At 66.2% G+C, this 25,364-nt stretch carries 20 protein-coding genes and 1 pseudogene; 18 read left to right on the top strand and 3 right to left on the bottom strand.

Annotated features, from left to right (window positions below):
* Position 1 precedes the first annotated feature (1 nt).
* The 11 genes from bamB (at position 2) to HWX87_RS11005 (ending at position 12,404) form a co-directional block, all read left to right on the top strand.
* Positions 2–1,147 (top strand): outer membrane protein assembly factor BamB, encoded by a 1,146-nt coding sequence (gene bamB, locus HWX87_RS11055; RefSeq protein ID WP_174433730.1) that lies wholly within the window; start codon positions 2–4, stop codon positions 1,145–1,147.
* A 247-nt stretch (positions 1,148–1,394) separates the two neighbouring features.
* Positions 1,395–2,732, top strand: coding sequence for a ribosome biogenesis GTPase Der (gene der / locus HWX87_RS11050; RefSeq protein WP_176047178.1), 1,338 nt, complete (start codon positions 1,395–1,397; stop codon positions 2,730–2,732).
* 130 nt (positions 2,733–2,862) lie between these two features.
* On the top strand, positions 2,863–3,114 hold the full coding sequence (hfq, locus tag HWX87_RS11045; protein WP_080599371.1) for an RNA chaperone Hfq: 252 nt from the start codon (positions 2,863–2,865) through the stop codon (positions 3,112–3,114).
* A gap of 72 nt (positions 3,115–3,186) precedes the next feature.
* A complete protein-coding gene (gene hflX, locus HWX87_RS11040) occupies positions 3,187–4,362 on the top strand; it encodes a GTPase HflX (protein WP_176047496.1) in 1,176 nt (391 codons plus the stop codon).
* A gap of 47 nt (positions 4,363–4,409) precedes the next feature.
* A complete protein-coding gene (hflK, locus tag HWX87_RS11035; protein WP_176047177.1) occupies positions 4,410–5,756 on the top strand; it encodes an FtsH protease activity modulator HflK in 1,347 nt (448 codons plus the stop codon).
* A gap of 15 nt (positions 5,757–5,771) precedes the next feature.
* The gene (locus HWX87_RS11030; RefSeq protein WP_176047176.1) at positions 5,772–6,671 is read left to right on the top strand and encodes a protease modulator HflC; all 900 of its coding nucleotides are present in this window, start codon (positions 5,772–5,774) and stop codon (positions 6,669–6,671) included.
* A gap of 36 nt (positions 6,672–6,707) precedes the next feature.
* The gene (locus HWX87_RS11025) at positions 6,708–6,899 is read left to right on the top strand and encodes a DUF2065 domain-containing protein (RefSeq protein ID WP_006478685.1); all 192 of its coding nucleotides are present in this window, start codon (positions 6,708–6,710) and stop codon (positions 6,897–6,899) included.
* A 101-nt stretch (positions 6,900–7,000) separates the two neighbouring features.
* Complete coding sequence (locus HWX87_RS11020) at positions 7,001–8,149, top strand: ATP phosphoribosyltransferase regulatory subunit (RefSeq protein ID WP_176047175.1); 1,149 nt, start codon at positions 7,001–7,003, stop codon at positions 8,147–8,149.
* A 113-nt stretch (positions 8,150–8,262) separates the two neighbouring features.
* On the top strand, positions 8,263–9,609 hold the full coding sequence (locus HWX87_RS11015) for an adenylosuccinate synthase (RefSeq protein WP_176047174.1): 1,347 nt from the start codon (positions 8,263–8,265) through the stop codon (positions 9,607–9,609).
* Positions 9,610–9,616: 7 nt separating this feature from the next.
* Entirely contained in the window at positions 9,617–10,213 is a 597-nt protein-coding gene (locus HWX87_RS11010; protein WP_006485899.1) for a phosphoribosyltransferase, read from the top strand.
* A 274-nt stretch (positions 10,214–10,487) separates the two neighbouring features.
* Positions 10,488–12,404 (top strand): potassium transporter Kup, encoded by a 1,917-nt coding sequence (locus HWX87_RS11005; RefSeq protein ID WP_176047173.1) that lies wholly within the window; start codon positions 10,488–10,490, stop codon positions 12,402–12,404.
* A gap of 22 nt (positions 12,405–12,426) precedes the next feature.
* On the opposite strand, the gene HWX87_RS11000 is transcribed toward HWX87_RS11005, so the two are convergent.
* Together HWX87_RS11000 and HWX87_RS10995 are read right to left on the bottom strand one after the other, a co-directional pair.
* Entirely contained in the window at positions 12,427–13,452 is a 1,026-nt protein-coding gene (locus HWX87_RS11000; RefSeq protein WP_176047172.1) for a sesquiterpene cyclase, read from the bottom strand.
* A 406-nt stretch (positions 13,453–13,858) separates the two neighbouring features.
* Complete coding sequence (locus HWX87_RS10995; protein ID WP_176047171.1) at positions 13,859–16,183, bottom strand: Tex family protein; 2,325 nt, start codon at positions 16,181–16,183, stop codon at positions 13,859–13,861.
* 160 nt (positions 16,184–16,343) lie between these two features.
* Here HWX87_RS10995 and HWX87_RS10990 point away from each other — a divergent pair, with 160 nt between their 5' ends.
* From HWX87_RS10990 to HWX87_RS10980, 3 genes are all read left to right on the top strand, one after another.
* Positions 16,344–17,102, top strand: coding sequence for a hypothetical protein (locus HWX87_RS10990; RefSeq protein ID WP_176047170.1), 759 nt, complete (start codon positions 16,344–16,346; stop codon positions 17,100–17,102).
* 76 nt (positions 17,103–17,178) lie between these two features.
* Positions 17,179–17,394, top strand: coding sequence for a YdcH family protein (locus HWX87_RS10985; RefSeq protein ID WP_006478692.1), 216 nt, complete (start codon positions 17,179–17,181; stop codon positions 17,392–17,394).
* Positions 17,395–17,449: 55 nt separating this feature from the next.
* Entirely contained in the window at positions 17,450–19,699 is a 2,250-nt protein-coding gene (locus tag HWX87_RS10980; RefSeq protein ID WP_176047169.1) for an ATP-dependent DNA helicase, read from the top strand.
* A gap of 121 nt (positions 19,700–19,820) precedes the next feature.
* Here the strand turns inward: HWX87_RS10980 and HWX87_RS10975 are convergent, their stop codons facing one another.
* Positions 19,821–20,645, bottom strand: coding sequence for an outer membrane protein assembly factor BamD (locus tag HWX87_RS10975; protein WP_176047168.1), 825 nt, complete (start codon positions 20,643–20,645; stop codon positions 19,821–19,823).
* A 41-nt stretch (positions 20,646–20,686) separates the two neighbouring features.
* On the opposite strand from HWX87_RS10975, the gene HWX87_RS10970 reads away from it, so the two are divergent.
* The 4 genes and pseudogenes from HWX87_RS10970 to HWX87_RS10955 all read left to right on the top strand — a co-directional run.
* Positions 20,687–21,898: an RluA family pseudouridine synthase gene (locus tag HWX87_RS10970; RefSeq protein ID WP_176047167.1), complete on the top strand. Its 1,212-nt coding sequence runs from the start codon at positions 20,687–20,689 to the stop codon at positions 21,896–21,898.
* Positions 21,899–21,904: 6 nt separating this feature from the next.
* A complete protein-coding gene (gene pgeF / locus HWX87_RS10965) occupies positions 21,905–22,744 on the top strand; it encodes a peptidoglycan editing factor PgeF (RefSeq protein ID WP_176047495.1) in 840 nt (279 codons plus the stop codon).
* 360 nt (positions 22,745–23,104) lie between these two features.
* A complete protein-coding gene (gene phaC, locus HWX87_RS10960; protein WP_176047166.1) occupies positions 23,105–24,988 on the top strand; it encodes a class I poly(R)-hydroxyalkanoic acid synthase in 1,884 nt (627 codons plus the stop codon).
* 99 nt (positions 24,989–25,087) lie between these two features.
* Positions 25,088–25,364: pseudogene (locus HWX87_RS10955) on the top strand (acetyl-CoA C-acetyltransferase); the annotation flags it as partial.

Genomic DNA, 25,364 nt, shown 5'->3' with positions numbered 1-25,364 from the left:
GATGAATTTGCTGAAACGTTACGCTGTGCCCGTTGCCTGCGCGGCGGCTGTCCTCGCATTGGCGGCTTGCTCGTCGTCGAAGGACGCGCGTCGCGTGCCGACGCCGCTGACCGAGTTCAAGCCCGTCATGGACGTGCAACAGGTCTGGAAGGCGAGCGTCGGCAAGGGCGGACGCTACCTGTTCTCGCCGGTGGCCGTGGGCGACGCCGTCTATGCGGCGGGCGAAAACGGTTCGGTCGAGAAGATCGACGCGAAGACGGGCCAGACGCTCTGGCGTTCGAAGGTCGGTTCGGACCTGTCGGCCGGTGTCGGCAGCGACGGCAACCTGACCGCGGTCGGCGCGCTGAAGGGCGGCGTGTTCGTGCTGGGCCCGGACGGCAAGCAACTGTGGAAGACCAGCGTGCAGGGCGAGATTTTCTCGCCGCCGCTCGTCGGCAACGGTCTCGTGGTCGTCCGTACGATCGACGGCCAGGTGATCGCGTTCAACGCACAGACGGGCGAGCAGAAGTGGAACTACCGCAACCGCGCGGTGCCGCTGAACCTGCGCGTGTCGGCCGGCATGACGTTCGCGGGTGACGCGGCGGTGCTGGCGGGCTTCCCCGGCGGCGGTCTCGTCGCGATCAACCTGCAGACGGGCGAACCGTTCTGGCAGACCCCGGTGTCGTTTCCGAAGGGCGTGACCGAGGTCGAGCGCATCAACGACGTCAGCGGCCCGCCGACGCTCGTGGGCGCGGAGGCGTGCGCGGTGACGTTCCAGGGTCAGCTCGGCTGCTTCGATGCGAACTCGGGCCGCCCGCTGTGGGAAAAGGCGTTCTCGAGCCGCAGCGGTCTTGCGCAGGACGATTCGGTGGTCGCCGGCGGCGACGACTGGTCGGTCGTGACGGCGTACGACGCGGCGTCGGGCAACCAGCTGTGGCGCAACGACAAGCTGAAGAGCCGTGACGTCGGCGTGCCGTACCTGCTCGGGCATGCGGTCGTGATGGGCGATTACAAGGGCTTCGTGCACTTCCTGTCGCGCGAAGACGGCAGCTTCATCGCACGGATGAAGACCGACGGCAGCGCGATTACGGCGGCGCCGGTCCTCGCGGGCAATACGCTCGTCGTGCAGACGAAGGACGGCGGCCTGTACGGGTTCCGTCCGCGCTGACACGCAGTAAACAGGTGCGGCCGCGGCGCGGCGGGCTTGTCCCGCGCGCCCCGGCCGTGCCGCATGAAGGCGGCCGGTGCTCCCGGCCGCTCGGTATTTGAAAGGCAGTTCGAGACGAAAGACGACGGCGCGCAACGTGCGCCGGGCGCGCGCATCCGACGCGGCGCGAATTCGTGATATTTTCATTCAGCGCAGCCGCCCGCAGCAGCGGGCCTCCCGCTGCTGCGCTTCACCGTAGAAAACACAGATGAAACCGGTCATTGCCCTTGTTGGGCGCCCCAATGTGGGGAAATCCACGCTGTTCAACCGGCTCACGCGCTCGCGCGATGCGCTGGTCGCCGACCTGCCGGGCCTGACGCGCGATCGCCATTACGGCGAAGGGCGCGTCGGCGAACGGCCGTACCTGGTCGTCGATACGGGCGGCTTCGAACCCGTCGCGAAGGACGGCATCCTGCACGAGATGGCACGCCAGACGCGGCAGGCCGTCGAGGAAGCCGACATCGTCGTGTTCATCGTCGACGGCCGCAACGGGCTCGCGCCGCAGGACAAGTCGATCGCCGACTACCTGCGCAAGACCGGCCGGCCGATCTTCCTCGTCGTCAACAAGGCCGAGGGGATGAAGTACACGGCGGTCGCGACCGACTTCTATGAACTCGGGCTCGGCGATCCGCGCGCGATCTCGGCTGCGCACGGCGACGGCGTGACCGACATGATCAACGAGGCCCTGGAGGTTGCTTACGCCGACCGCCCGGAGGAAGAGGACGAGAACGATCCGTCGCGCGGTATCAAGATCGCGATCGTCGGCCGTCCGAACGTCGGCAAGTCGACGCTCGTGAACGCGCTGATCGGCGAAGATCGCGTGATTGCGTTCGACATGCCGGGCACGACGCGCGATTCGATCTACGTCGACTTCGAGCGTAACGGCAAGAAATATACGCTGATCGACACGGCCGGCCTGCGCCGCCGCGGCAAGGTGTTCGAGGCGATCGAGAAGTTTTCGGTCGTGAAGACGCTGCAGTCGATCTCCGATGCGAACGTCGTCATTCTTCTGCTGGATGCGCAGCAGGACATTTCCGACCAGGACGCGCACATCGCCGGCTTCGTCGTCGAACAGGGCCGCGCGCTCGTGATCGGCGTCAACAAGTGGGATGGCCTCGACGAGCACGCGCGCGACCGTGCGAAAGCGGATTTGACCCGCAAGCTGAAATTCCTCGACTTCGCGAAATCGCATTTCATTTCGGCCGCGAAGAAGACGGGGATCGGCGCGCTGATGCGCTCGGTCGACGACGCGTACGCGGCGGCGATGGCGAAGCTGCCGACGCCGAAGCTCACGCGTGCGCTGATCGAGGCCGTCGAATTCCAGCAGCCGCGCCGTCGCGGTCCGGTGCGCCCGAAGCTGCGCTACGCGCACCAGGGCGGCCAGAATCCGCCGCTTATCGTCATCCACGGCAACGCGCTCGACGCGGTCACGGAAACCTACAAACGCTACCTCGAAAACCGGTTCCGCGAAACTTTCTCGCTGACCGGGACTCCATTGCGCATAGAGTTCCGTTCGTCGAACAACCCGTACGCGGACAAGGGCTGAAGCACGCCCCGCAAGGGATAGGCCGCAAGGCCTACGCCCCGGGCGGGGCAGGCAAAATCAGCTATAGTGTAGCGATTGGCGCCGGATCTCTTTTTCTTCCTCGCCAATCCAGATCAACCTGCAAAAAAAGATGGAGTACGCCATGAGCAACAAAGGGCAATTGTTACAAGACCCGTTTTTGAACGCACTGCGCAAAGAGCACGTTCCCGTTTCGATCTACCTCGTCAATGGCATCAAGCTTCAAGGGAACATTGAATCGTTCGACCAGTACGTCGTGTTGCTCCGTAATACGGTGACCCAGATGGTCTACAAGCACGCCATCTCGACGGTCGTGCCGGCGCGCCCGGTGAATTTCCACCCGGACGCGGAAGTCTCGTCCTAACCCATCGCAGCGGCCGGCATCCGGTCGCCGCGAGCGACCGATGCCAGCCGCCTTATCTTGACACCCGATAATTTGATCAACGCAGCGCTCGTCGGCATCGATTTCGGCAAGACCGATTTCGAGGCCAGTCTCGAAGAACTCAGTCTTCTCGCCTCCAGCGCGGGGGCCCGTCCCGCCGTCACCCTCACAGGTCGTCGCTCCAGTCCCGATGCCAAGATGTTCATCGGCAGCGGCAAAGCCGAAGAACTGCGGCTTGCCTGCGACGCGCACAACGTCGAAATCGTCATCTTCAACCACGCCCTGGCGCCGGCCCAGCAACGCAATCTGGAGCAGGCACTTAACAGGCGTGTCGTCGACCGCACGAGCCTCATCCTCGACATCTTCGCGCAGCGCGCCCGCAGTCACGAAGGCAAGCTGCAGGTCGAACTCGCGCAGCTGCAATACCTGTCGACACGACTCATTCGTGCGTGGACCCACCTTGAACGGCAGAAGGGCGGTATCGGCCTGCGCGGCCCCGGCGAAACGCAGCTCGAAACCGACCGCCGGCTGATCGGCGAACGCATCAAGATGCTGAAGTCGCGGCTCGACCGGCTGCGCCGGCAGCACAGCACGCAGCGTCGGCAGCGTGCGCGCAGCGGCGCGATGTCGGTGTCGCTCGTCGGCTATACGAACGCGGGCAAGTCGACGCTGTTCAATGCGCTGACGAAAGCGCAGGCCTACGCGGCCGACCAGCTGTTCGCCACGCTCGATACGACGTCGCGGCGCGTGTACCTCGGCGACGAGGTCGGTCAGATCGTCGTGTCGGATACGGTCGGGTTCATCCGCGAGCTGCCTCACCAGCTCGTCGCGGCGTTCCGCGCGACCCTCGAGGAAACGATCCACGCGGATCTGCTGCTGCATGTGGTCGATGCGTCGAGCGCGGTCAGGCTCGAGCAGATCGAGCAGGTCAACGGCGTGCTGCACGAAATTGGCGCGGACACGATCCGGCAGGTGCTGGTGTTCAACAAGATCGACGCCGTGCCCGAGCTGGCGGCCCGCGGCGACGCGGTCGAGCGGGACGAATATGGTAATATTTCGCGCGTCTTTTTGAGCGCGCGCACCGGTCAGGGTCTTGATACGTTGCGTGCCGCCATCGCCGAAATCGCCTCCGCGGAACACCTCTCCAGCGCGACGTTACCCAGCGGCGCGCTCGATGGCGCACCCGCTGAACCACACGAAGACCACACGATTTCCGAACACGGGCGCTAACCGGTCCCGGCCGGTTCGCCGGCGTCTTATCTGGTGAACAAACTCTGGTGAACGAATACAACGAGCGGAGTACCTGGCGGCGGATGCGCGCCTTGCTGTCGATCAACGATCCCCGCTGGGGACGCGGCGAAGGCAATGGCAAAGACGGATCCCGTCCGCGTCCGAACGAATCGAAGCGTCCGCAAGGCGGTGACGGCGACGGTCCGCCCGATCTCGACGAGATGTGGCGCAACTTCAACCGGCGTCTGAGCGGCCTGTTCGGCGGCAAGGGCGGCAACGGCTTCCGTCCTGACAACGGCCGGGCCGCGCGGGTCGGCGTCGGCATCGTGATCGGCGTGCTGGTCGCGGTCTACGCGGGCAGCGGGCTGTTCGTCGTGCAGGATGGTCAGACGGGCGTCGTGCTGCAGCTCGGCAAGCTGTCGGGCACGGTCGGCCAGGGGGTGCACTGGCGCGCGCCGTATCCGTTCGCGTCGCACGAAATCGTCGATACGTCGCAGGTCCGCTCGATCGAGATCGGTCGCAACAACGTCGTGCGTCTCGCGAACGTGAAGGAAGCAGCGATGCTGACGCGCGATGCCGACATCGTCGACGTCCGTTTCATCGTCCAGTACCGGATCCGTTCAGCCACCGATTACCTGTTCCGCAGCGTCGATCCCGAACGCAGCGTTTCGCAGGCCGCACAGGCCGCGGTACGCGCGATCGTCGGCACGCGCAGCGCGGCCGACATGCTGAACCAGGATCGTGACGCGCTGCGCGAGCAGCTGTCCACGGCGATCCAGCGCGATCTCGACCGCTACCAGTCGGGGCTCGAGGTGACGGCCGTCACGATGCAGAGCGTCGCGGCACCGGAGCAGACGCAGGCCGCATACGCCGAAGTCGCGAAGGCGCGCGACGAGCGCGAGGCCGCGAAGCGTGCTGCGCAGGCCTATGCAAGCGACCTGCTGCCGAAGGCGCAGGGCGATGCCGCGAAGCTCGTCGACGAAGCGAAGGCGTATGCCGATCGCGTGGTCACGCAAGCCGAGGGCGATGCCGACCGCTTCAAGCAGGTCTATGCGCAGTACTCGAAGGCACCCGCGGTGATCCGCGAGCGGATGTACCTCGAGACGATGCAGGAAATCTATTCGAACGCGACGAAGGTATTCGTCGGCAACAAGGGCGGCAACAGCGTCGTGTACCTGCCGCTCGACAAGCTCGTCGAACAGGGGCGGCAAAATGCCGCGGCGTCCACCGGTGCGTCCGCGCCCGATGCGGCGTCGGTACCGGCAGCCGTCGCGCCGGCCGCAGCTGCGGCCGTACCCGCGAGCGCCGCACCGGCAGCCGCGGCGTCGGGTGTCGACGTGCTGCGATCGCGCGAAGCGTTTCGCAGCCGGTCGCGCGAAGACGATACGAAGTAACGGGGAGCGCAGAACATGAACCGAATCATTGCGCTCGTCGTCGCAATCGTGATCGTTGCCTTCGCGGCGTCCTCGACGGTCTTGACCGTCGATCCGCGCCATGCGGCCGTGCTGTCGGGCCGCGATGGCGCGCAGCCCGAACTCGCGGGCCCGGGCATCCACTTCAAGCTGCCGCCACCGTTGCAGACGGCCACGCTGATCGACACGCGCCTGCAATCGCTCGAGTCGTCCGATCCGCTGCAGCTGGCAACCCAGGACAAGCACGACCTGCTCGTCGCGTATGCGGTGAAGTACCGGATCAGCGATCCGATGAAGTATTTCACCGCGACGGGCGGCGACCCGGCAGCGGCCACCGAACGCCTGGCCGGCGTGCTGAAGAGTGCGCTCGGCGATGCGTTCGGCCAGCGCGCGCTCGACGACGCCCTTGGCGGCCAACGTGCGATCGCCGATGCGGCCCGCGATGCGGCCAAGGCGAAGGCGGCCGGTTTCGGCGTCGACGTGGTCGACGTCCAGCTGACGCGCGTCGACCTGCCGGCCGCGCAGACGGATGCCGTCTATCAACGGATGATCGGCGCACTGCGCGATCAGGCGGCGCAGGTGCGTGCGGAAGGCGCGGCCGACGTCGAGCAGATCAAGGCGGACGCCGAGCGCGAACAGCAGGCCGTGCTCGCGAACGCATACAAGTCCGCGCAGACGATCAAGGGCGAGGGCGACGCGAAAGCCGCGACGATCGCCGCCGATGCGTTCGGCCGCGATCCGCAGTTCTATCAGTTCTACGCGAGCCTGCAGGCCTACCGGAATACGTTCAAGCGCAACGACATCATCGTCGTCGATCCCGACAGCGAGTTCTTCCGCTTCATGCGCAGCCCGACGGGCGGTGCCGCACCGGCGGCACCTGCTCCCCGCAAACATTGACCTTGGGGCGCCGCGTCGAGCGGCGCCGTCGCTCGCATGGACCTGGCTGGCTCGTTGTTGCTCGCAGTAGCGCTGATGCTGATCATCGAGGGGGCGTTCCCCTTCGTGTTTCCCGTCGCCTGGCGCGACACGTTTCGTAGAATTGCTGAGCGGCCGCCGCATCATATCCGGATCGGCGGGCTGATCGTGATGGTGCTCGGGCTCGTGCTGCTGCTGCTCGCCACTTGATCCGGACGGCGCATCCGCCGTTCGTCCCGCCCGATTTCGAAGTTCCGATTCAACTCGCGGCGCGCGTGGCGCGCGCCGTTTCCCGTCGTAGGACCGTACCGATGTCGACCTGGTTACTTCCCGAGAATATCGCCGACGTACTGCCGTCGGAAGCGCGCAAGATCGAGGAGCTGCGCCGCAGGCTGCTCGACCGCTTCCGTTCGTACGGCTACGAAATGGTGATGCCGCCGCTGCTCGAGTATCTCGAGTCGCTGCTGACGAGCGGCGGCACCGACCTGCGCCTGCGCACCTTCAAGCTGGTCGACCAGCTGTCGGGCCGCACGCTCGGCCTGCGTGCGGACATCACGCCGCAGGTGGCACGGATCGACGCGCACCTGTTGAACCGCCAGGGCGTGACGCGCCTGTGCTACGCGGGCCACGTGATGCATACGCGTCCGCGCGGCCTGCACGCCACGCGCGAGCAGATCCAGATCGGCGCGGAAATCTACGGGCATGCCGGGCTGGAAGCCGATCTCGAGATCCAGCAGCTGATGCTCGACGCGCTGCATCTCGCGGGCCTGTCGCGCATCCGTCTCGACCTCGGTCATGCGGGCGTGCTCGCGGCGCTGCTCGCACGCGACGCGCAGGCCGCCGAGCGCGGCGAGTCGCTGTACGACGCGTTGTCGGGCAAGGACGTGCCGCTCCTGAACGAACTCACCGACGATCTCGGCGCCGATACGCGCGCCGCGCTGCGTGCGCTGCCGAGCCTCTACGGCGACGCGAGCGTGCTCGCCGAGGCGCGTGCGCGTCTGCCGGTGCTGCCCGAAATCACGCGGGCGCTCGACGATCTGGCGCAGCTCGCGGCACAGGCGAAAGGTGCGGAAGTGGCGATCGACCTCGCCGATCTGCGCGGCTATGCGTACCACAGCGGCGCAATGTTCAGCGCATACATCGACGGCGTGCCGAACGCGATCGCGCGCGGCGGGCGTTATGACCACGTCGGGCAGGCGTACGGCCGTGCGCGACCGGCAACGGGCTTCTCGCTCGACCTGCGCGAACTCGCGCGGATTTCGCCGGTCGAGGCGCGCGGCACCGCGATTCTCGCGCCGTGGGCGCAGGACGACGCGCTGGGCGCGGCCGTCGCCGCGCTGCGCGATGCGGGCGAGGTCGTGATCCAGGCATTGCCGGGCCACGACCACGTGCTCGACGAGTTCGCATGCGATCGTTCGCTCGTCGAGCGCAACGGCGCATGGGTGGTCGAACCCCGCTAAACAGGCGTTTGCGGGCCGTGCTTCGGCGTGCATATCGTTGAAGCGAAACGGAAAAATTCGGAATCGCCCGCGAACATAGGTAGAATACGTTTTTAACCAGCTAACGAATCAACATGTCTGCCAGCGCAGTGAACGTGACTCCCGGGCGCAATGTCGTCGTCGTGGGAACGCAATGGGGTGATGAAGGCAAGGGCAAGATCGTCGACTGGCTGACGGACCACGCTCAGGGCGTCGTGCGTTTCCAGGGCGGTCACAACGCCGGCCACACCCTCATCATCGGCGGCAAGAAAACGATCTTGCGCCTCATTCCGTCGGGCATCATGCGTGAAGGCGTCGCCTGCTACATCGGCAACGGCGTCGTCCTGTCCCCCGAAGCACTGTTCAAGGAAATCGGCGAGCTCGAAGAAGCCGGCGTGAACGTGCGCGACCGTCTGTTCATCTCCGAAGCCACGACGCTGATCCTGCCGTACCACATCGCGATCGACCAGGCGCGCGAAGCGCGCAAGGGCGCGGGCAAGATCGGCACGACGGGCCGCGGCATCGGCCCTGCGTACGAAGACAAGGTTGGCCGCCGTGCGCTGCGCGTGCAGGACCTGTTCGACGCGAAGACCTTCGCCGACCGCCTGCGCGAAAATCTCGATTTCCACAACTTCGTGCTGACCCAGTACCTGGGTGGCGCGGCCGTTGATTTCCAGGCCACGCTCGACACGATGCTCGGCTATGCCGACCGCCTGAAGCCGATGGTGGCCGATGTGTCGCGCCGCCTGTACGACGCGAACAATGCGGGCCAGAACCTGCTGTTCGAAGGCGCGCAAGGCACGCTGCTCGACATCGATCACGGCACCTATCCGTTCGTCACGTCGAGCAACTGCGTCGCGGGTGCGGCGTCGGCCGGCGCGGGCGTCGGTCCGCAGAAGCTCAACTACATCCTCGGCATCACGAAGGCGTATTGCACGCGGGTCGGTTCGGGCCCGTTCCCGAGCGAACTGTACGATGCGGACAATCCGCAGCGTCAGGACCAGATCGGCGTCACGCTCGCGAACGTCGGCAAGGAATTCGGCTCGGTCACCGGCCGTCCGCGCCGCACCGGCTGGCTCGACGCAGCCGCGCTGCGCCGCTCGATCCAGATCAACGGCGTGTCGGGTCTGTGCATGACGAAGCTCGACGTGCTCGACGGCCTCGACGAAGTCAAGCTGTGCGTCGGCTACAAGATCGACGGCAAGGATGCGGACATCCTGCCGCGCGGCGCAGCCGACGTGGCGCGTTGCGAACCCGTGTACGAAACGTTCCCCGGCTGGAAGGAAAGCACGGTCGGCATCAATACGTGGGATGCGCTGCCGGCGAACGCGCAGGCGTACCTGTCCCGTGTCCAGGAAGTGGCCGGCGTGCCGGTCGACATGGTTTCGACGGGCCCGGACCGCGACGAAACGATCCTGCTCCGCCATCCGTTCAAGGTGTAATTTTCAGATGACGCAGCAAATCACGATGACGGCGGCAGACTTGATGACCGATCCGCGCAACGACGACAAGAACCTGTGGGTAGGCTGGGACGAGTATCACCGTCTGATCGAGCTGCTCGCGCTCCAGGTGCATGCCTCGGGCTGGAAGTTCGACCAGATCCTGTGCCTCGCGCGCGGCGGCCTGCGCGTCGGCGACCAGCTGTCGCGCATCTACGACGTGCCGCTCGCGATCCTGGCGACGAGTTCGTACCGCGAAGCGGCCGGCACCGAGCAAGGTGAACTCGACATCGCGCAGTACATCACGATGACGCGCGGCAACCTCGCGGGCAACGTGCTGCTGGTCGACGATCTCGTCGATTCGGGCGTCACGCTCGCGCGCGTGCAGGAGCACCTGAAGGAGCGTTACCCGTCGGTGACGGCCGTGCGCTCGGCCGTGCTCTGGTACAAGGGTTGCTCGAAGGTCAAGCCCGACTATCACACGCAGTTTCTGCCGACGAATCCGTGGATTCATCAGCCGTTCGAGGAGTGGGACACGGTTCGTCCGCACAACCTCGAGGCGTGGATCAAGCGCGGTCGCGCGCAGCGCGACGGTTCGGGCGCGTAAGCGCCCGGCCGATCGAAGGAAAGCCTTGTACGGCGCCGCTTGCGGCGCCGTTTTTCATTGGGGCGCCGGGTACGCCGAGCGGTGCAATCCGAGGATCGGGTAGGCAGACGGCGCGGCCCCGGCTATGATGGCAGCCCTGCCACAGCTCGCGCCGAATTGCATGCGCAGCGTGGATCACGTGGTTCCACGGCAACAGAGCAGGGCGGCGTTTCACGGGGGCGCGAGTAGAATAGCGCTCGTTTTGTCCGACCCGGACCCGATTATTACGCTTCATATGAACGACACGATCCACGCGACCGACGCCGCACATGCGCCGCATTCGACGCAACAACACTCGATGCGGGCGCTAGCGATAGCAGCCATCGGCGTCGTGTTCGGCGACATCGGCACCAGCCCGTTGTATTCGCTGAAAGAGGCGTTCAGCCCCGCACACGGCATTCCGCTCACCGAAGGATCGATTCTCGGCGTGATCTCGCTGCTGTTCTGGGCAATCATCCTGGTGGTCGGCGTCAAGTACCTGCTGTTCGTGATGCGGGCCGACAACAACGGCGAAGGCGGCGTGCTCGCGCTGATGGCGCTGTCGCTGCGGCCGCTCGACTCGAAAACCCGCGTCGCGGGTGCGCTGATGGCGCTCGGGATCTTCGGCGCGTGCATGTTCTACGGCGACGCGGTGATCACGCCGGCGATCTCGGTGATGTCGGCGGTCGAAGGTCTCGAAATTGCGACACCTCACCTGTCCCACCTCGTGTTGCCGATCACGATCGTGATCCTGATCGCGCTGTTCTGGATCCAGCGTCACGGCACCGCGCTGGTCGGCAAGCTGTTCGGCCCGATCATGGTGTTGTGGTTCATCGTGATCGCGGCGCTCGGCGTGTACCACATCGTGCGCGTGCCGGGCATCATGGCGGCCATCAACCCGTACTACGCGGCGTCGTTCATGGCCGACCACCTGCTGCAGGCCTACGTCGTGCTCGGCTCGGTCGTGCTGGTGCTGACCGGTGCGGAAGCGCTCTACGCGGACATGGGCCACTTCGGCGCGAAGCCGATCCGGATCGCCGCGTACGGGCTCGTGATGCCGTCGCTCGTGCTGAACTACTTCGGCCAGGGCGCGCTGCTGATCCAGAATCCCAAGGCGATCGAAAACCCGTTCTTCCTGCTGGCGCCCGAATGGGGGCTGCTGCCGCTCGTGGTGCTGTCGACGGTCGCGACCGTGATCGCGTCGCAGGCCGTGATCTCGGGCGCCTATTCGCTGACGTCGCAGGCGATCCAGCTCGGCTACGTGCCGCGCATGAAGGTACTGCACACGTCCGAGCTCGCGATCGGCCAGATCTATGTGCCGGTCGTGAACTGGCTGCTGCTGTTCGTGATCCTCTGCATCGTGGTCGGCTTCAAGAGCTCCGACAACCTCGCGGCCGCGTACGGCATCGCGGTGACGGCGACGATGGTGATCACGACCGTGCTCGCATGCGTCGTGATGGTGAAGGTGTGGAACTGGAACCGGCTGCTGGTCGGCGCGATCATCGCGGTGTTCCTTGCGATCGACCTCGGCTTCTTCGGCGCGAACCTGCTGAAGGTCGCGCAGGGCGGCTGGCTGCCGCTCGGCATCGGCGCGCTGCTGTTCTTCCTGCTGATGACCTGGTACAAGGGGCGTCACATCGTCAAGGAGCGCACGGCCGCCGACGGTATTCCGCTCGAGCCGTTCCTGCAGGGGTTGCTCGCGCATCCGCCGCATCGCGTGTCGGGCACCGCGATCTACCTGACCGGCAACGACAAGCTCGTGCCCGTCAGCCTGCTGCACAACCTGAAGCACAACAAGGTGCTGCACGAGCGGACCATTTTCCTGACGTTCGTCACGCGCGACATTCCTTACGTGCGCGACGACAAGCGCCAGACCTCGCGCGATGCGGGCGGCGGGCTGTACATCGTCAAGGCCGAGTACGGCTTCAACGAGACGCCGGACGTGAAGGCCGTGCTCGAGGAATTCGGCCGGGCGCACGACATGACGTTCGAGTTGATGGACACGTCGTTCTTCCTCGCGCGCGAAACCGTCGTGCCGACCCATCTGCCCGGGATGTCGATCTGGCGCGAGCGCGTGTTCGCGTGGATGCACCAGAACGCGGCGAAGCCGACCGACTTCTTCTCGATTCCGGCGAACCGCGTCGTCGAGCTCGGCACGAAGATCGAGATCTGACCGGGCGCGGCGCGCGGGCTGTTCAGCCGCGCGCCGCGTTCGCCGACAGCGCGATCAGGCTGCGATCGTCCGCATCGCTTGCCGCGAACGCAGCCGCATAGCGCTGCGTATCCCGCGCCACCCAATCCAGATAGCCGCGTATCCAGTATCGGTAGCCGTCGACGAGGCCGCGCACGCGCGTGTCGGCGTGCTGCACGAGCGCATCGGCGCACTGTACGAACTCGCCGATCTCGGCGCGCACGCGGGCGGCCGTGTAGTCGATGCCGGTCTGCAGCGAATGACCGCGCGACGCGTGCACCATCACCATGTTCCGGAACTGGCCCGGCTGGCGCGCTTCGATCCCGATACTCTGGATGTCGTTGCTCCAGCAGACGATATTGTTCGCGTGCCTGCACAGCGCCTGGATCTCGGGGCGGTGAAACGTGTCGGGCGGGACGGCGCCGGAATTGGCCACGTCCGCCAGTGCCAGGCACGGATTCATGCCGCTCGTGTGGCGCCGGATCGTTTCGTACTGCGGCACGGCGACCGGCTCGACCTTCAGGTGTGCAATGATTTGCAATCCGGCCGTGGTGGCCCACAGGCGCATGCCTTGCGCGAAGCGCGCGAAATGCTCGGCGGACAGGCGCGCACGCAGGCGTTGACACACGTCGAGCCACGCTCGCTCGCCATAGACTGGCTCGGGGCTCGTACATGCGTAGTCGAGTACGTCGATTATCGCGGTCAGGTTGCGCAGCGTATCGGCGCCGACCGGCTCCACGCGATCGACGAACAGGTCGTCGGCGAGAAAGAACCACACGAAGTAATCGGCGAGCGCCTGCAGCAGAGGGGGATCGGCGTTCGGGTAACAGCGTGCGGCGAGCCAGCCGTAACGGGTGCGTACGACGCGCTCCCGATGGGCGTCGGAGACGAGCAGGCCGTATGCGTCGGCCCATTCGAGCATGCGGGATTCGATCCGCTCGACGTGCGGTGAACACGCACCGGCCCACGGCACATCGAACACGGGAATGCGCAAGGCGCCCAGTTCGGTTTCCAGATCATCTGCTTTCATGATTCCCCGATCCATTTTTGCGAATATGCGCCGGCTTGCCGGCGGGCACATATTGCGGATGTGATGCGCCGCGAATCGACTTCAGAAAGTGGCAATGAAAGACGGGAGGCCTGAAACGCGCGGCGCGTATGAGCGTCGCGAGGAAACCGGTTGCCGAGCGGACAATTCGCTTCGCTTGTCGAAGGCGTTGAAATACCGTTCGCGAATTTATTTTATGTGCGGTATTCAAAGCGTCAAGAAAATGCATGCTGCAGTGCGAATTGTTTAATTCGCCGACTGGAAGCAGGGAAATAGTGACGAAAACGCACCTATCCGGTTTTCATCGCGATTGTCGAAACCGCGCGGCGACGCAATAAAAAAAGCCCGCCTTCCGGCGGGCTTTTTTCTGTCGGCGGCTTTCGCGTGCTCAGCGCTTCAGCTTCGCGAATGCCGCGGCCATCGCGCCGGCCGGTTCCGGCTCGCGCGAACGCTGCGGACGGGCCGCGCCGCGCCCCGCGTTGCCGCGATCCTGGCTGCCGCGCGACGACATGCCGGGCGCTGCCGCATCGTCGTCGAGGCGCATCGTCAGCGCAATGCGCTGGCGCTTCACGTCGACGTCGAGCACCTTCACCTTGACGACCTGGCCGGCCTTCACGACTTCGTGCGGGTCCTTGATGAATTTCGTCGACATCGCGGACACGTGGACGAGGCCGTCCTGGTGCACGCCGATATCCACGAACGCACCGAACGCGGCGACGTTCGTCACGACGCCTTCGAGCGTCATGCCCGGCACGAGATCCGACACCTTCTCGACGCCCTCGCGGAACGTCGCGGTCTTGAATTCAGGGCGCGGATCGCGGCCCGGTTTCTCCAGCTCGGACAGGATGTCGCGCACGGTCGGCAGGCCGAAACGTTCGTCAACAAACTCCGTCGGGGACAGGCCCGACAGGGCTTCGCGGTTGCCGAGCACGTCGTCGATGCGCTTGCTGATCTTCGCGAGCATCCGTTCGACGACCGGATAGGCCTCCGGGTGCACCGACGAGCGGTCGAGCGGGTTCTCGCCGCCATTGATGCGCAGGAAGCCGGCGGCCTGTTCGAAGGTCTTGTCGCCGAGGCGCGGCACCTTGCGCAGGTGTTCGCGCGACGGGAACGGGCCGTTCGCATCGCGGTAGTCGACGATGTTGCGCGCGAGCGTCGCGTTCAGGCCCGACACGCGCGCCAGCAGCGGGGCCGATGCCGTGTTCGCGTCGACGCCGACCGCGTTCACGCAATCCTCGACGACCGCGTCGAGCGAGCGGGCGAGTTCGCGCTGGTTCACGTCGTGCTGGTACTGGCCGACGCCGATCGCCTTCGGCTCGATTTTCACGAGCTCGGCGAGCGGATCCTGCAGGCGGCGTGCGATCGACACGGCGCCGCGCAGCGACACATCCATTTCGGGGAATTCCTTCGCCGCGAGCTCGGACGCCGAGTAGACCGACGCGCCGGCTTCCGACACGACGATCTTCTGCAGGCGCAATTCCGGGTGCTTCGCGATCAGTTCGCTCGCGAGTTTGTCGGTTTCGCGCGATGCGGTGCCGTTGCCGATGCTGATGAGTTCGGCCTGCGTCTGCGCGGCGATGCGCGCGAGTTTCGCGATCGAGCCGTCCCAGTCGCGGCGCGGCTCGTGCGGGTAGATCGTGTCGGTGGCGAGCACCTTGCCGGTGCGGTCGACGACGGCGACCTTCACGCCCGTGCGCAGGCCGGGGTCGAGACCGATCACGGCCTTCGGGCCGGCTGGCGCGGCCAGCAGCAGGTCGTTCAGGTTGCGCGCGAACACGCGGATCGCTTCGGTTTCGGCCGTTTCGCGCAGCTGCGTGAGGAGTTCATTCTCGATATGCGGCTGCACCTTGACGCGCCAGCACCAGCGGCAGACGTCCGAAAGCCATTTGTCGGCCGGGCGATTCTGGTTCGCGATGCCGAAATGGCGCGCGATCATCGCCTCGCCGGGATGCGGCACCTGCGCGTCGAGCTCTTCGCCGAGGCCGAGCTTGACCGTCAGCACGCCTGCGTTACGGGCGCGGAACAGCGCGAGTGCGCGGTGCGACGGCACGGTCTTGATCGTTTCCGCGTAGTCGTAATAGTCGCGGAATTTCTCGCCTTCCTCGTTTTCCTTGCCCTCGACGACGGCCGACGACACGACGCCCTGGTTGTGCAGGTAGTCGCGCAGCTTGCCGAGCAGCTCGGCCGTTTCGCCGAACTGTTCGGACAGGATGTCGCGCGCGCCGTCGAGCGCGGCCTTCACGTCGGCGACGCCCTTGTCGGCGTCGACATACGCGGCCGCCTCGGCCTGCGGGTCGAGCAGCGGATTCGCGAGCAGCGCCTGCGCGAGCGGCTCGAGGCCGGCCTCGCGGGCGATCTGCGCACGCGTGCGGCGCTTCGGCTTGTACGGCAGGTAAAGGTCTTCGAGCACCTGCTTGCTGTCGGCCGTATCGATCGCGGCGCGCAGCTCGTCCGTCAGCTTGCCCTGTTCGTCGATGCTCGACAGGATCGTCGCGCGGCGATCCTCGAGCTCGCGCAGATACAGGAGACGTTCCTCGAGCTGGCGCAGCTGCGTGTCGTCGAGGTTGCCGGTCACTTCCTTGCGGTACCGGGCAATGAACGGAACGGTCGAGCCTTCGTCGAGGAGTTGCACGGCCGCCGCGACCTGGCGCGGCTGGACGGACAGTTCGGTGGCGATGCGCTGTACGATCTTGAGTGCTACGGTTTCCGTCATGTCGTGAATGATCTGCCTGCTGAAATCGCGGCGCGGGCCGGCAGGCCCGAAGCGGCGGGCTGCATGGCGGGCCCGACGGGCCAGATGCCGCGGGTGAGTGAAGCGGGGCATTTTGCCATAAATGGCGGAGCGTCCAGCCGGGGGTGATAGAATTTGACACATGTCCCGCAGCTTTCCTACGACGTTGCCAACTTCCCGAATTTCTCTCGTCGCGCTCGGCGCAGCGCTCGCCGCGGCTTTGTCTGCCGGGCCTTCCGGCGCGTTCGCGCAGGCCTCGGGCGCAACCGCGCCGGACGCCGTCGCGGCCGCGCCCGTTGCAGCCTCCGCCGCACCGGATTTCGACGCCCGTCAAAAAGTGCTCAATCAACGCACCGCGGAAAACGATTATCGTTATGCGGTGGCCGAGCACGATTGCTACAGCAAATTCTTCGTCAATCACTGCCTCGGCAAGGCGCGCGACCAGATGCGCGACGAGCGTGCGAGCATCCGCCAGGAGCAACTCGCGCTCAACGACGAGCAGCGTGCGGTGCGCGCGCAGCAGCGCGACCAGCAGCAGGCGCTGAAGCAGGCGCAGAACGCGGCGGAAGCGCCGCAGCGCGCGGCGAACGACGCGGCGAACGCCGCTGCGTTCCGCGACAAGCAGGAGCAGAATGCACTGAAGCAGGCGCAGCGCGGTGCGGAAGGGCCGCAACGCGCGGCGAGCAAGCAGGCATACGACCAGAAGCAGGGCGACTTCCAGCGCAAGCTCGACCAGGCGCACCAGCAGGCGGCGCAGAAGGCGCAGGAGCGGGCGGACAACGCCGCGCGCTACGAGCAGAAGCAGAAGGAAGCCGTGCAGCACAAGGCCGATGTCGAGCGGCGTCAGCAGGAAGCGGCCGAGAAGGCCAAGCAGCAGCAACAGCAACAGCAGGGGCAGTAACGTGTTGGATTGATCGGGATCAGTCTCGGGCGCGTCGGCACGCCAGCCGCCGCGCTGCTTCGATGAGGAGGCAACTATGCAAAACCGTCACACGGAACAGCAGCAGGAATTGCACAACCGTTTGGCTGCATTGCAGGAGCAGCACCAGCAGCTCGCTCGGGAGATCGAGCTGAAGGAAGGACACTCCGACATCGACGACATCACGCTGCACCGGCTGAAGAAGGAAAAGCTGGCAGCCAAGGACAAAATCATTCTGCTGCAATCGCAGCTCGAACCGGATAAGCGCGCCTGAGCGCGGCCTGGCAAGCGCCGGCGCCGCCAGGGCGCTGGACACAGGAACGCTTGCCTTGAATTCACCGCTTGAAGCCACCCCCGATGCCCGGCGTGACACATCGTCCGCCGGGCGCGTTCGTGCGCCCGAAGGCACCTTCGAGCTGAGCCGCAAGCGCGTCGACGAACTCGACACGATCTTCGGCGAAGGCGGGTTGCTGGCGCGCGCGCTCGACGGTTATCGGCCGCGTACGTCCCAGATCGAGATGGCGCGTGCAGTCGCGTCCGCGATGGAAGCGTCCGCGCGCCGGATGCCCGAGCCCGAGATCTTCGAAACCCGCAAGCGGCCGGCGCGCCGGCTCGGCGACGGCGACAAGTCGGCCGAACCGGGCGCGGACGGCGCCACGGCAGCCGAATCCGATAACGACGCGGCCGACAACACGCTGATCGTCGAAGCCGGTACGGGTACCGGCAAGACCTATGCGTATCTCGTGCCCGCGATGCTGTGGGGTGGCAAGGTGATCGTGTCGACCGGCACGAAACACCTGCAGGACCAGCTGTTCCAGCGCGACATCCCGACCGTGCGCAACGCGCTCGCGGTGCCGGTGTCGGTGGCGATGCTCAAGGGGCGGTCGAACTACCTGTGCCATTACTACCTGCAACGCACGGCCGACAACGGCCGCCTGCCGTCGCGGCAGGACACCGCGTATCTGCAGGAAATCGTCCGCTTCGCGAAGATCACGAAGAGCGGCGACAAGGCCGAGCTTGCGAGCGTGCCGGAAACGGCACCCGTCTGGTCGATGGTCACGTCGACGCGCGACAACTGCCTCGGCCAGGAATGCCCGCATTACAAGGAATGCTTCGTGATGCAGGCGCGGCGCGAGGCGCAGCAGGCCGACGTCGTCGTCGTCAACCATCACCTGTTCTTCGCGGACATCATGCTGCGCGACACCGGGATGGCCGAGCTGCTGCCGAACGCGAACACGGTCATCTTCGACGAAGCGCACCAGCTGCCGGAGACGGCGACGCTGTTCTTCGGCGAGACGCTGTCGACCACGCAGATCCTCGAGCTCGCACGCGACACGGTGGCCGAAGGCCTGGGCCATGCGCGCGACGCGGTCGAGTGGGTGAAGCTCGGCGGCGATCTCGAACGTGCGGCGCGCGACTTGCGCCTCGCGTTCGCGAACGACCAGATCGTCCGCATGTCGCTCGCGCAACTCGGCGACGATCACCCGATGTTCGGCGCGCTCGACGCGCTCGACGTTGCGCTCGATGCGCTCGCGTCGGCGCTCGCGAGCCAGGCGGAACGCGCGGAATCGCTCGGCGCGTGCCTGCGGCGCGCCCGCGAGCTGCAGGATCTGCTGGCCGGCTGGGTCGCGCCCGGTGCGGCGGAAGCGGCCGCGAAAGCCGACGCGGCAGCGGCCGGCGACAAGGCGGCATCCGACGGCGATCCGAACGAGAAGGTGCGCTGGGTCGAGGTGTTCGCGCATACCGTGCAGCTGCATGAAACGCCGCTGTCGGTCGCGCCGATCTTTGCGAAGCAGCGTGCGGGCGTCCCGCGTGCATGGGTGTTCACGTCGGCCACGTTGTCGGTGCGCGGCGATTTTACTCACTACGCGGCGCAGATGGGCCTCAGTTCGCGTCGCTCGATGACGCTCGCGAGCCCGTTCGACTACCAGTCGCAAGGGCTGCTGTACGTGCCGCGCAACCTGCCGCAGCCGTCTTCGCCGGCGTTTACCGATGCCGTCTTCGATGCCGCGTTGCCGGCGATCGAGGCATCCGGCGGCGGCGTGTTCATGCTGTGTACGACGTTGCGCGCGGTCGACCGGATCGCGTCGAAGTTGCGCGACGTCATCGAATCGCGCGGCTGGAACACGCCGCTGCTCGTGCAGGGCGATGCGAGCCGCACCGAGCTGCTCGACCGTTTCCGCGCGTATGGCAATGCGATCCTGGTCGGCAGCCAGAGTTTCTGGGAGGGCGTCGACGTGCGCGGCGACGCGCTGTCGCTCGTCGTGATCGACAAGCTGCCGTTCGCACCGCCGGACGATCCGGTGCTGGCCGCGCGCCTCGACGCGCTGACGAAGAAAGGCCTGAGCCCGTTCGCCGTGCACCAGCTGCCGCAGGCCGTGATCACGCTGAAGCAGGGCGCAGGCCGGCTGATTCGCGCGGAGACGGATCGTGGCGTGCTGATGATCTGCGACACGCGGCTCGTCGACAAGCCCTACGGGCGCCGGATCTGGCAGAGCCTGCCGCCGTTCAAGCGCACCCGCGAGATCGCGGTCGTGCAGGACTTCTTCGACGAGCACCGCTCGGAAAAGCGCATGTGACGGCACGCGCGGCTTCGGCCGCGCGATCGCACCCGCCGCGCCTGAGTGCGGCGCCAATAAAAAACCCGGCTCGATGGCCGGGTTTTTTGTTCGTGCAACGGGCGTTGCGTCGCGCAGTTCGTCAGAACTGCCACCACGACTTCTTCGCGCCGGGGCGCGAATGGCCCGTGACGTACGGGCTGTCAGGGAACGTGCCCGCGAGCACGCGCTTCGTGTCCTCGGCGAGTTGCGGCTGGTCCAGCTTGTTGTACGACAGGATCATGATGTGCAGGGCGTCTTCGATCGCCGGCGCACCCTTGTAATCCTTGATCGCGAGCTGGGCGCGGTTGATCGCCGCCACGTAGGCGCCACGACGGTAGTAGTAGTCGGCCGCGTGCACCTCGTGCGACGCGAGCGCGTTGACGATGTAGCGCATCCGCGCTGCCGCGTCGGGCGCGTACTTGCTCTTCGGGAAGCGGTCGACGACGACCTTGAACGCATCGTACGACTCGCGCAGCGCCTGCGGATCGCGTTCGCTCATGTCCTGGCCGGAGAAGCGCCCGAACAGGCCGAGATCGTCGTTGAAGTGGATCATCCCCTTCAGGTAGTACGCGTACGGGATATCCGGATGATCGGGGTGGAGCTGGATGAAGCGGTCGACGGCCTGATCGGCGGCTGCCGCTTCGTTATCCTTCCAGTTGCAGTATGCAACGTTGATCTGTGCCTGTTGCGCGAAATGACCGAACGGATCGCGGCCTTGCAGCGATTCGAAATATTTCGCGCACTTGCCCCAGTCGCCGCCGGACAGTGCGTCCTGGGCCTCTGAGTATAATTTGTTATTCGACCAGGTAGCCGTCTCGTCCTGCTTCTGCGGCAAGCCGTGGCAGCCGGCGATGAGGGCCACGGCCGCTACCGCCGCAGCCCGGGCGGCGACGGTTCTGGCCGTACGTTTGGTCGAATTCATCATGCTCGCATGTCCTAGCTTCAAGTCTCGGTGACCCAGTCTAAATGACCCGTTCAAGTTCGCAGAATGCCCAGCCGGGCACACCAAATCGCGAAGATTATAGCCCAAGCGATCGGCCCGCCGACGCTGCGTCGGGGGATTCCCTCGATGACGATCTGGTTGGCGACGCAATGCAGCCGCCCGTCGTGCCGTCCGCGGCGGTCGACGATGCGCCGCGCGTCGTCGAAGTGCCGCTGTCGCTCGCGGGTGAACGCCTCGACAAGGCGCTTGCCCAACTGTTCCCCGAATTCTCCCGCAGCCGCCTGCAGAGCTGGATCGAGGCGCAGCGCGTGCTGGTCGACGGCGCGCCCGCGAAGATCCGCCAGCCGGTGCCGCTCGGCGCGAAAATCGAGCTCGTGCCCGACCTGCTGCCCGAGCAGCTCGCGTTCACGCCGGAGCCCGTGCCGCTCGACGTGATCTACGAGGACGATGCGCTCGTCGTGATCAACAAGCCGGCCGGCCTCGTCGTGCATCCGGCCGCCGGCAACTGGAGCGGCACGATCCTCAACGGGCTGCTGCATCGCTACGGCGACGCGGCGGCCGGCCTGCCGCGCGCGGGCATCGTCCACCGGCTCGACAAGGAAACGTCCGGCCTGATGGTGGTGGCCCGTACGCTGGCCGCGCAGACCGACCTCGTGCGCCAGTTGCAGGCCCGCACGGTGAAGCGCCGCTACTTCGCGCTCGTGTGGGGCACGATGCCCGAGGAAGGCACGATCGACGCGCCGATCGGCCGCGATCCGCGCGAGCGCACGCGCATGGCCGTCGTCACGGGCGCGTCGGGCAAGCCCGCCCGCACGCATTTCCGCACGGTTGACACATGTCTGTGGCAACGTCAGCCGGTTTCGGCAATCCAGTGCGATCTCGAAACCGGTCGCACGCACCAGATCCGCGTGCACTGCGCGCACGCCGGGCACCCGCTGCTCGGCGATCCCGTCTACGGGCGGGCGCGCGGCAAGCGCTCGGTCACGCCGCTGCCGGACGGGTTCGCGCGACAGGCGCTGCATGCATGGCGGCTCGGCCTCGTGCATCCGGTCACGGGCAAGGCGATGCAGTGGCGCTGTCCGCTGCCGGACGACATGAACACCCTCGTCGCGGCCCTCGGCTTCGGGCAGGGCGACGAGGAATTCGACGACGGCGACGGTGTCTACGACGATGACGATTTCGGCGGCGAGTATCACGATGACGAGCCGTATCTGGACGATGATGAGGAGGCGTGAGTGCCGATGACGAACCTGGCGCCGTTGACGTGGCAGGACTGCGTGCAGCCCGACTGGCAGGTGTCGCCGCGCGTGCGTACGCTGATCACGACGCGCGACGGCGGTGTGAGCGAAGGCCCGTACGGGCGCTGGCAGGCTGGAGACACGCTGCCGGGCGGGATGAATCTCGGCCTGCATACCGGTGACGATCCGGCTCATGTCGCCGCGAATCGCGCACGTTTGCTCGCCCTCGCTGGTCAGTCGAGCGCCGCCTGGCTCGAGCAGGTTCACGGCGCGGAAATCGTCCGCGCGGACGAGGTGATCGCGGCGGCGCCCGCGGCTGCGGCGCCGGTGCAGGCCGACGCGAGCGTCACGGACCGGGCCGGCGCCGTCTGCCTCGTGATGGTGGCCGATTGCCTGCCCGTGCTGCTGTGCGACGCGCAGGGCCGTGCGGTCGGCGCCGCGCATGCGGGCTGGCGCGGGCTCGCGGCCGGCATCGTCGAGCAGACCGCGGCACGCGTCGCGGCGCTCGCCGGCAGTGCGACGGACACGTTGCATGCGTATCTCGGGCCGGCGATCGGCCCGCAGGCGTTCGAGGTCGGCGCGGACGTGCGCGACGCGTTTCTCGACACGGCTCCGCAGTCGGAGCATGATGAAACCCGGCTCGCGTTCGTCGCGATCGACGGCGCACCCGGCAAGTTTCTCGCCGATCTCTACGCGCTTGCGCGCCTGCGTCTCGCGCGTGCGGGCGTGGCGCACGTGAGCGGCGGGACGGCCTGTACGGTCACCGAACACGCACGCTTCTATTCGTACCGCCGCGATCGCGTGACGGGCCGCATGGCAGCGGCGATCTGGCTGGCCGAATGACGGCATGCGCATGCGCGCGCGGTTTGTTGCGTCGCGAAATCGGGTTATCTCGATATTTAGACGGCAATGCGGCGTGGCATGCGCAACTGAATGAAAAACCCCGAAGTCAAGCCAAACAAAATGTTTTATGTTTCGCCGGAACCCTTGTCCCGCCTGTTACACGCGGATTATCTCCACGCAGAAATGTTCAGCGGTTTGACTTGGCGCTTCACATGGGGAAAACGATAATGATAAAAATACCGCACTGCGGCAGAATCTGGAGACGCCTCTCCAGAGCATGACGGCCCGGCTCGCAGCCGGCACGCCGCGCGCGAGCAGGATTTCACGATTGACGCTCACGAATCACCGGTAAGGCAGGTAATGACAGCATCGAAAAATTCGTCGACGTCCGCTCAGGCGGGCACTTCCGCGGGCAGCACCGGTTTCGATCCGGCCGCCCAGCCGATGCAGCAGATGTTCGAGTCGTGGTTGAACGCGTGGCGTGGTTTTGCAGATCCCGCGCGCGCCGCGACTGCGTCGGCCACCGTCAATCCGTTCGCGACATTCCAGTTCCCTGCGTCGTTTCCGTTCCAGATGCCGTCGATGCCCGATCTCGGTGGCCTCGCGGGGCTGGGTGGCATGGCGTCGCCGTTCGCGGGATTGAAGCTGCCGGTCGCCGCGATTCCGCCCGAACGGCTCCAGGCGCTGCAGGCCGACTACGCACGCGATTGCATGACGCTGATGCAGCAGGCCGCGGCCGCGAAGCTCGAATCTCCCGAACTGAAGGACCGCCGCTTCAGCGGCGATGCGTGGAAGTCGTCGCCCGCGCATGCATTTGCGGCGGCGTGGTATCTGCTCAACGCGCGCTATCTGCAGGAACTGGCCGACTCGCTGCAGACCGATCCGAAGACGCGCGAGCGCATCCGTTTCACGGTCCAGCAATGGACGGCCGCCGCCGCGCCGAGCAACTTCCTCGCACTCAATCCCGACGCGCAGAAATCGATTCTCGAAACGCAGGGCGAAAGCCTGCGGCAGGGGATGATGAACCTGCTCGGCGACCTGCAGCGCGGCAAGATTTCGCAGACCGACGAATCGCAGTTCGTGGTCGGCAAGAACCTCGGGTGTACTGAAGGTGCGGTCGTCTACGAGAACGACCTGATCCAGCTGATCCAGTACACGCCGAAGACGGACAAGGTGTTCGAGCGGCCGCTGCTGATCGTCCCGCCGTGCATCAACAAGTTCTACATCCTCGACCTGCAGCCCGAGAATTCGCTCGTCGCGCACGCGTTGTCGAACGGTCATCAGGTGTTCCTCGTGTCGTGGCGCAATGCGGACGCATCGGTCGCGCACAAGACGTGGGACGACTACATGAACGAAGGGCTGCTCGCGGCGATCGACGCCGTGCAGCAGGTCAGCGGCCGCGAGCAGATCAACACGCTCGGTTTCTGCGTCGGCGGCACGATGCTCGCGACCGCGCTCGCGGTGCTCGCCGCACGCGGCGAACATCCGGCCGCGTCGATGACGCTGCTCACCGCGATGCTCGACTTCAGCGACACCGGCATCCTCGACGTGTTCGTCGACGAGGCGCACGTGCAGATGCGCGAGCAGACCATCGGCGGCAAGAACGGCTCGCAACCGGGGCTGATGCGCGGCGTCGAGTTCGCGAACACGTTCTCGTTCCTGCGTCCGAACGATCTCGTTTGGAACTACGTCGTCGACAACTACCTGAAGGGCCGTACGCCCGCGCCGTTCGACCTGCTGTACTGGAACAGCGATTCGACGAGCCTGCCGGGCCCGATGTACGCGTGGTACCTGCGCAATACCTATCTCGAGAACAAGCTGCGCGAGCCGGGTGCGCTGACCGTGTGCGGCGACGCCGTCGACCTGTCGTTGATCGACGTGCCGACCTTCATCTACGGTTCGCGCGAGGATCACATCGTGCCGTGGCAGACGGCCTACGCATCGACGTCGATCCTGTCGGGTCCGCTGAAATTCGTGCTCGGCGCGTCGGGTCACATCGCGGGCGTGATCAATCCGCCGGCGAAGAAGAAGCGCAGCTACTGGATCAACGACGGCGACCTGCCCGAATCCGCGGACGACTGGTTCGCCGGTGCGGCCGAGCAGCCGGGAAGCTGGTGGACGACGTGGGTCGAATGGCTCGACCAGTACGGTGGCCGCAAGGTGGCGCCGCCCGCCGAAGCCGGTTCCGCGCAGTTCCCGGCGATCGAGCCGGCGCCGGGACGCTACGTGTTGCAGCGCGATTGACGAAAACCGGACAGCGGCGCACGCTGTCCGGTGCACCGCAGTTTTTTTAACAGGGCCGGTAACGATGCGCCGTGTCGTGCGGGCCTGGAGGACAGGGAAATGACGGACGTAGTGATCGTATCGGCCGCGCGGACCGCGGTCGGCAAATTCGGCGGCTCGCTTGCGAAGATTGCGGCGCCCGAGCTGGGCGCGACGGTGATCCGCGCGGTGCTGGAGCGTGCGGGCGTGAAGCCCGATCAGGTCAGCGAAGTGATCATGGGCCAGGTGCTGACGGCCGGCTCGGGGCAGAACCCGGCGCGGCAGTCGCTGATCAAGGCCGGGCTGCCGACGGCAGTGCCGGGGATGACGATCAACAAGGTGTGCGGCTCGGGCCTGA

Source organism: Burkholderia sp. BCC1644 (assembly GCF_902833225.1).
In the GTDB taxonomy this organism is placed as follows: Bacteria; Pseudomonadota; Gammaproteobacteria; order Burkholderiales; family Burkholderiaceae; genus Burkholderia.
Note: the sequence above shows the minus strand (reverse complement) of the source record. Positions and strands in the feature narration are given on the sequence as shown.

Excerpts from the sequence above, each read along its gene's own strand:
- bamB (WP_174433730.1), top strand. The coding sequence starts at position 2 with ATGAATTTGCTGAAACGTTACGCTGTGCCCGTTGCCTGCGCGGCGGCT.
- der (WP_176047178.1), top strand. The coding sequence starts at position 1,395 with ATGAAACCGGTCATTGCCCTTGTTGGGCGCCCCAATGTGGGGAAATCC.
- hfq (WP_080599371.1), top strand. The coding sequence starts at position 2,863 with ATGGAGTACGCCATGAGCAACAAAGGGCAATTGTTACAAGACCCGTTT.
- HWX87_RS11030 (WP_176047176.1), top strand. The coding sequence starts at position 5,772 with ATGAACCGAATCATTGCGCTCGTCGTCGCAATCGTGATCGTTGCCTTC.
- HWX87_RS11025 (WP_006478685.1), top strand. The coding sequence starts at position 6,708 with ATGGACCTGGCTGGCTCGTTGTTGCTCGCAGTAGCGCTGATGCTGATC.
- HWX87_RS11020 (WP_176047175.1), top strand. The coding sequence starts at position 7,001 with ATGTCGACCTGGTTACTTCCCGAGAATATCGCCGACGTACTGCCGTCG.
- HWX87_RS11015 (WP_176047174.1), top strand. The coding sequence starts at position 8,263 with ATGTCTGCCAGCGCAGTGAACGTGACTCCCGGGCGCAATGTCGTCGTC.
- HWX87_RS11010 (WP_006485899.1), top strand. The coding sequence starts at position 9,617 with ATGACGCAGCAAATCACGATGACGGCGGCAGACTTGATGACCGATCCG.
- HWX87_RS11005 (WP_176047173.1), top strand. The coding sequence starts at position 10,488 with ATGAACGACACGATCCACGCGACCGACGCCGCACATGCGCCGCATTCG.
- HWX87_RS11000 (WP_176047172.1), bottom strand. The coding sequence starts at position 13,452 with ATGAAAGCAGATGATCTGGAAACCGAACTGGGCGCCTTGCGCATTCCC.
- HWX87_RS10995 (WP_176047171.1), bottom strand. The coding sequence starts at position 16,183 with ATGACGGAAACCGTAGCACTCAAGATCGTACAGCGCATCGCCACCGAA.
- HWX87_RS10990 (WP_176047170.1), top strand. The coding sequence starts at position 16,344 with ATGTCCCGCAGCTTTCCTACGACGTTGCCAACTTCCCGAATTTCTCTC.
- HWX87_RS10985 (WP_006478692.1), top strand. The coding sequence starts at position 17,179 with ATGCAAAACCGTCACACGGAACAGCAGCAGGAATTGCACAACCGTTTG.
- HWX87_RS10975 (WP_176047168.1), bottom strand. The coding sequence starts at position 20,645 with ATGATGAATTCGACCAAACGTACGGCCAGAACCGTCGCCGCCCGGGCT.
- HWX87_RS10970 (WP_176047167.1), top strand. The coding sequence starts at position 20,687 with ATGACCCGTTCAAGTTCGCAGAATGCCCAGCCGGGCACACCAAATCGC.
- pgeF (WP_176047495.1), top strand. The coding sequence starts at position 21,905 with ATGACGAACCTGGCGCCGTTGACGTGGCAGGACTGCGTGCAGCCCGAC.
- phaC (WP_176047166.1), top strand. The coding sequence starts at position 23,105 with ATGACAGCATCGAAAAATTCGTCGACGTCCGCTCAGGCGGGCACTTCC.